Raw genomic sequence first — 6,017 nt, 5'->3', positions numbered from 1 at the left:
GCCGCCGAGGCCGCCGGCCGGCAGGCCGAGCAGGCCGCCCGCGCTGCGCTCGATGCGCTGGCCTCCGCCCGCGAGGCCGCCGCCCGCGCCGAGGCGCGGCTGGAGGCGGTTCGCCAGCGCCGCGAGGACCTGCTCCGCGAGATCGCCGACATGCTCGACGGCCCGCCGGAGAGCGCCCGCGCCATTGCCGGTCTTGATGCCGAATCGGGCGCCCCATTGCCCGATCCGCAGGCGGTGGAGGCCGATCTCGACCGGCTGAAGCGCGAGCGCGAGCGGCTCGGCGCCGTCAATCTGCGCGCCGAGGAGGAGCTTGCCGAGGTCGAGACAAGGCAGCACGGCCTCGCCGCCGAGCGCGACGACCTCACCGAGGCGATCAAGCGCCTGCGCCAGGGCATCTACAGCCTCAACCGCGAGGCGCGCGAGCGGCTCAATGCCTCCTTCGCGGTGGTGGACGGCCATTTCCGCCAGCTGTTCGGCACGCTGTTCGGCGGCGGCGAGGCGCAACTGGTGCTCACCGATTCGGAGGATCCGCTGGAGGCCGGGCTCGACATCATCGCCAAGCCGCCGGGCAAGAAGCCGCAATCGCTGTCGCTGCTGTCGGGCGGCGAGCAGGCGCTCACCGCCATGGCGCTCATCTTCGCGGTGTTCCTCACCAACCCGTCGCCGATCTGCGTGCTGGACGAGGTGGATGCGCCGCTCGACGACGCCAATGTCGAGCGATTCTGCAATCTTCTCGACGAGATGTGCCGGCTGACGCGGACGCGTTTCGTCACTATTACGCATAACCCGATCACCATGAGCCGCATGAACCGGCTGTTCGGCGTCACCATGGCCGAGCGCGGGGTGTCGAAGCTGGTATCGGTCGACCTCGACACCGCGGAGACCTGGCGCGAGGCCGGCTGACGCCGCATCCCGTGGCCGCTCGCCGATGCGGCACGCCGACACCGCTCGCCGACCCGGCAGCTGACCTTCCGGGAGCCCGATCTGCGGCGTTCGCCTTATTGGGATGGCGGCTCTGGTATGCCAAAACATCCCCTAACGGCTTCCCTTGGTGCGAATGAGGGTGCAACACACCTGCGACAGAGCGTCCACCTGTGTCTTTTGTCGATGTTTTCCAATGACTTAAAAGATGTGATCGTGTTCTTGACACCCCTCGGGGCGATCACTATGGTGCGCCCGGTTTCGGGGGTTGGGGCACCTCCTCCGGTCAAGCCAGAGCGCGAATCATGGACGACCGAGACAAAGCGGACGGCCAGGGCGGCAAAGGTGAGCCGGAACTCTCCGATTCCGAACTGTCCGGCCGTCTCCGCGGCCTCGGCACGGCGCTCCACCGGGTGCAGGCTGAACGCAAGGCGGAGGAGCCTGCGGCCGAGCCGGACCGGACGTCGACCTCGGCCGGCATGACGCTTGCCTTCCGTCTGGGGAGCGAGTTCGTCGCCGGAGTTCTGGTCGGTGCCGGCCTCGGCTGGGGCATCGACTATCTTCTCGGCACCGCGCCGTGGGGGATGATCGTGTTCCTGCTGCTCGGCTTCGGCGCGAGCGTGATGAACATGATGCGGGCGGCCGGCGAGTTCGGCCGCAAGAAGCCGCCGAAAGGCGGCGCGTAGACGGTTTCGCCGCTGGATGGCGGCGTGTAAGGCAGGGTTTCGCCGCCGAGAGGCGGCGTGTGGCATCTAGTCGCCGCCGCGAGGTGGCGCCTGGAGGGGTGGGGCAGGATCGGCTGCCGGCATCGCTTCGGAACGGCGAGTTTCAGCTGTGTCGCCCGCTCGGGCGGCACGTCCAGGGCAGGGCGGGCGCCTCACGAGGGGCGCCGCGGGATGAGGGCAGCAACGGGCGATGGCGACCGAGATCGATCCGATCCATCAGTTCGAGATCCACAGCATCGTGGATCTGGGGGCGCCCGGCGGCGTCCATTTCGCCTTCACCAATTCGGCCGCCTTCATGTTCGGCATCGTGGCCCTCGTGTTCTTCTTCCTCACCTTCGCGACGCGCGGGCGCACCCTGGTGCCGGGCCGGCTGCAGTCGCTGGCGGAGATCTCCTACGAATTCGTCGCCTCCACGGTACGCGGTACCGCCGGCAACGAGGGGATGAAGTTCTTCCCGCTGGTGTTCTCGCTGTTCATCTTCGTGCTGGTCTCCAATTTCCTCGGCATGGTGCCGTATTCCTTCACGGTCACCAGCCACCTCATCGTCACCGCCGCGCTGGCGCTGGTGGTGATCGGCACCGTGATCATTTACGGCTTCGTGCGCCACGGCACCCACTTCCTGCACCTGTTCGTGCCGTCGGGCGTGCCGGCCTTCCTGCTGCCCTTCATGATCGTGATCGAGGTCATCTCCTTCCTCTCGCGTCCCATCAGCCTGTCGCTGCGTCTGTTCGCCAACATGCTCGCCGGCCATATCGCCATGAAGGTGTTCGCCGGCTTCATCGTGATGATGAGCGCGGGCGGCGCCCTCGGCGCCCTCGGCGCGACGCTGCCGCTCGCCATGGTCGTGGCGCTCACCGCGCTCGAATTCCTGGTCGCCGCCCTGCAGGCCTATGTCTTCGCGGTGCTGACCTGCATCTATCTCAACGACGCGCTGCATCCGGGCCACTGATCGGCGCGCTCGCGGGACATCCACAAAGCCTTCAACTCAATCTTGCGAATTCAATAGGAGAAGATCATGGAAGCGGAAGCCGCCAAGTTCCTCGGCGCCGGTATCGCCTGTCTCGGCATGGGCCTCGCTGGCATCGGCGTCGGTAACATCTTCGGCAACTTCCTGTCGGGCGCCCTGCGCAACCCGTCGGCCGCCGACGGCCAGTTCGCCCGCGCCTTCATCGGCGCGGCGCTTGCGGAAGGTCTCGGCATCTTCTCGCTCGTCGTCGCCCTCGTCCTGCTCTTCGTGGTCTGACGTCCTTCTGAGGCGGCGGGTGCGCCTCGGCGCGCCCGCCTGCCGCATCGATCGAGGAAGCCCGCACCATGTCCGAGACCAACGGTCCGGCCGGTACTTTCATTATCGCTCAGGCGGAAGCCCCGGTGTCGACCGGCACGGGGACGCATTCGGGTGTGGAGATCGGCGTGCCTCCAGCGGAAGCCCATGGCGGCGGATTTCCGCCCTTTGACGTGCACACCTTTCCCTCGCAGCTCATCTGGCTGGCGATCGCCTTCGGCGCGCTGTACCTGCTGATGAGCCGCATCGCGCTGCCGCGCATCGGCACCATCCTCGAAGAGCGTCACGATCGCATCGCCGACGACCTCGAGGAGGCCGGCAAGATGAAGGCCGAGAGCGAGGCGGCGGCCAGGGCCTATGAGCAGGCGCTCGCCGGCGCCCGCAACAAGGCGCATGGGATCGCCACCGAGACCCGCGACAAGCTGGCGGTGGAGGCCGAGCTGCGCCGCAAGGCGCTCGAGGCCGAGCTTTCCGCCAAGCTCGCCGCGGCGGAAACCACCATCGGGCAGACCAAGACCGCGGCGATGGCCAATGTCCGCGGCATCGCGGTGGACGCGGCCGGCGTCATCGTCAACCAGCTGATCGGCTCCGCCCCCGCCCCGCAGGCGGTGGAAGCGGCGGTCGACAAGGCCATCGAGAGCTGAGGGCGCCATGGGAACCGCAGAACTCTGGGTCGCCGTCGCCTTCGTCATCTTCATGGCGATCGTCGCCAAGGCGGGCGCCTTCTCCGGCATCGTCGCCAAGCTCGATTCGCGCGGCGAGCGCATCCGCGCCGAGCTGGAGGAAGCCCGCCGGCTGAAGGAAGAGGCGCAGAAGCTGGTCGCCGAATATCGGCGCAAGCAGCATGAGGCGGAAGCCGAGGCCGAGGCCATCGTCACCAGCGCCCGCGCGGAGGCCGAGCGCCTGGCTTCCGAGGCCAAGACCAAGCTGGAAGACCTGATCGCCCGCCGCACCAGGATGGCCGAGCAGAAGATCGCCCAGGCCGAGGCGCAGGCGCTCGCCGATGTGCGCGCCGCCGCCGCCGACGCGGCGGTGAAGGCCGCCGAGACCGTGCTGGCGGCCAGTGTCGTCGGCGCCACCGCCGACCGGCTGCTGGAAGATGCGGTGAAGGATGTGAAGTCGAAGCTCAACTGAGCCGCCTTCACCCCACGCCTTTGAAAAGCCCGGCCGCGTGCCGGGCTTTTTGCGTCGGACGCCCCCATTGCCGGCGGGCGCCGGGACACCGGGCGATCACCCCTGTTCCAGCCGCCATGCGCGGTTTACCGATCAAGCCTTCGATGCCGTCGCAAGATCGGTCAATGCGCGATTGAAATTCTCGATATCCCGGCAAATCTTCCGGGAGAGGCTCGCCAGTTTCGGCGAGGCGATATCGGCCTGGACAAGCAGGTTTATCTGTTCGCGGATGTTCATCTTTCCGTATTCGCCAAACAGGATCTTGTCCAACGCCTGGCCGAACGCAACATTGTGCGCCTGGCCGAGGAACCGATCCCGGCACACCCGCAGCTTGCCGAGGCTGCCGTCGACTTCGGGGGCGGTCTCGTCCATGAGGCGCCGGAGTTCGGCCTGATCGGCGCTCGTCCGGTCCTTGCCGCCCAGCCGGCGGAGAACCGCCAGCAGGCTGTCTTCGGTAAAGGTGAGCTCGCCGGCGGCGCCGGCGGCCCTGACGCGCGGCAGGGCTCCGAACAGCGTCAGCAATTCACGCGCCAGCTCGATGCTTTCGCGCATCACCGCCACGGCTTCGCGCGCCGCCGCGATATTTTCCACCATGGCATCCTCCCCCGCCGAAAATTCCTCTCAGTGGTCCAAGCAAGCAGATGCAATGCATGCGTGCAAGAGGCGGCCGGCAGGTGAGGCAACCCGTCAGCTCGTCCAGCGTCGCGGGCGGTAGAAGGTGTGCTCGCCGATGCGGTCGAGCTTGCGCATCTCGCGGATCCAGAACGGGCGCACCGATTGCGCATGGTAGTGCGTCGCCCGGCCGACCTTCGAATCCCACAGCCTGCCGTCCAGCATGTCGGCGGCGATGCGCTGCGCCTGCTTCCACAGCCGCGGCTCGGTCACCACGTCGCGGATATTGTCGCAGGCGAAGGTGAACTGGCAGGCGAACCTGCGATTGGCGTTCTGGTAGACCGCGCGGCAGACATCGGCGGGGTAATAGCCGGAGAACACCCGGTTCATCACCACCTGCGCCACCGCGATCTGCCCGCGCTCCGGCTCGCCGCGGCTCTCGAAATACACCGCCTCGGCAAGGCACTGCTCGGCCCGCTCGCGCCGCCGCCCGTCGAGGCCGAGCCGCTCGGCGGGGGAGGCGCCCTCCATCCGCCCGAGCGTCGAGGCGTCGTCATCCTCCTCGCCCTTGGCGGCGACCGAGGTGCCGGAATCCTCGCCGCCGAGGAAGCGCTGCGCCGGCGCTCCGTCGAGGCCGAAGATCAGGCTGGCCTGGCGGTAGATCGGCGGCGCGCCGTCGGCGGCACCGAGTCGCCCGCCATCCTCGGCGAACGGATCGGCATAGGCCGGGCCGGCCGGCCCGCCCTCGCCCCATCCCGCCACGATGGCGTCGTCGCCGGCGCTGGCGGCGTTCTCCAGCTCGGTCGGGTCGCCGGTCGGATCGCCGGCATCGGTGGAATAGGCGGCGAGATCATTGGCGTCGGCGGCGTCCTCGCCGGATTCGAACGGGTCGGTGCCCGCTCCGGCTCCGGCGAGGGCTGCGGCCGGGACCGTGGCGTCGCCGGCCGATATGCCCGCCCCTCCGATTCCCGCCCCTCCGATGCCGGCGCCCGCGGCTCCGGCGAGGCTGGCAATGCCGGCATCGGCGAAGGCGTCGGGCAGGCCGGGCGAGGCGGGCTCCGGCAGGCGGTCGCCCTTGCCGGCGCGGTTGACGTCGATGGCGAGCCGCGCCGCATATGGCGCCGCCGGGATCGCCGAGCCGGGCGGCAGCGACGCGGCGGCCGGCCAGGCGAAGGTCGCCGCCTTCAGCGTGCGGAAGGTGCCGGGCAGCACGTCGAGCCGCGCCCGCGCCACCACGTCGGGATTATGGGTGAGCAGCGCGGCGATGTCCTGGTAGCCGATGCCGCTGGCCGTGAGCGGCATCC

The 6,017-nt window shown here is 68.9% G+C and carries 7 protein-coding genes and 1 pseudogene; 6 read left to right on the top strand and 2 right to left on the bottom strand.

What is annotated here, in order from left to right:
• The 6 genes and pseudogenes from AC1RU4_RS06015 to AC1RU4_RS05990 form a co-directional block, all read left to right on the top strand.
• Positions 1-903 (top strand): annotated as a pseudogene (locus AC1RU4_RS06015) (chromosome segregation protein SMC); the annotation flags it as partial.
• Between the two features lie 323 nt (positions 904-1,226).
• Positions 1,227-1,607 (top strand): AtpZ/AtpI family protein, encoded by a 381-nt coding sequence (locus AC1RU4_RS06010; protein ID WP_492890112.1) that lies wholly within the window; start codon positions 1,227-1,229, stop codon positions 1,605-1,607.
• A gap of 229 nt (positions 1,608-1,836) precedes the next feature.
• Positions 1,837-2,595, top strand: coding sequence for a F0F1 ATP synthase subunit A (locus tag AC1RU4_RS06005; protein ID WP_492890111.1), 759 nt, complete (start codon positions 1,837-1,839; stop codon positions 2,593-2,595).
• A 66-nt stretch (positions 2,596-2,661) separates the two neighbouring features.
• Entirely contained in the window at positions 2,662-2,889 is a 228-nt protein-coding gene (locus tag AC1RU4_RS06000; protein ID WP_492890110.1) for a F0F1 ATP synthase subunit C, read from the top strand.
• Positions 2,890-2,957: 68 nt separating this feature from the next.
• Positions 2,958-3,572 carry a F0F1 ATP synthase subunit B gene (locus AC1RU4_RS05995; RefSeq protein WP_492890109.1) on the top strand — a complete coding sequence of 205 codons (615 nt, stop codon included), beginning with the start codon at positions 2,958-2,960 and terminating at the stop codon, positions 3,570-3,572.
• A 7-nt stretch (positions 3,573-3,579) separates the two neighbouring features.
• Positions 3,580-4,062 carry a F0F1 ATP synthase subunit B family protein gene (locus tag AC1RU4_RS05990; RefSeq protein WP_492890108.1) on the top strand — a complete coding sequence of 161 codons (483 nt, stop codon included), beginning with the start codon at positions 3,580-3,582 and terminating at the stop codon, positions 4,060-4,062.
• Positions 4,063-4,194: 132 nt separating this feature from the next.
• On the opposite strand, the gene AC1RU4_RS05985 is transcribed toward AC1RU4_RS05990, so the two are convergent.
• Together AC1RU4_RS05985 and AC1RU4_RS05980 are read right to left on the bottom strand one after the other, a co-directional pair.
• Positions 4,195-4,695: a hypothetical protein gene (locus AC1RU4_RS05985; RefSeq protein ID WP_492890107.1), complete on the bottom strand. Its 501-nt coding sequence runs from the start codon at positions 4,693-4,695 to the stop codon at positions 4,195-4,197.
• A 93-nt stretch (positions 4,696-4,788) separates the two neighbouring features.
• Positions 4,789-6,015: a cell wall hydrolase gene (locus AC1RU4_RS05980; protein ID WP_492890106.1), complete on the bottom strand. Its 1,227-nt coding sequence runs from the start codon at positions 6,013-6,015 to the stop codon at positions 4,789-4,791.
• Between the last annotated feature and the right edge of the window lie 2 nt (positions 6,016-6,017).

Source organism: Ancylobacter sp. GW821-FHT10E12 (assembly GCF_058809335.1).
The sequence above is the reverse complement of the archived record's forward strand: the minus strand, read 5'-3'. Positions and strand labels throughout refer to the sequence as shown.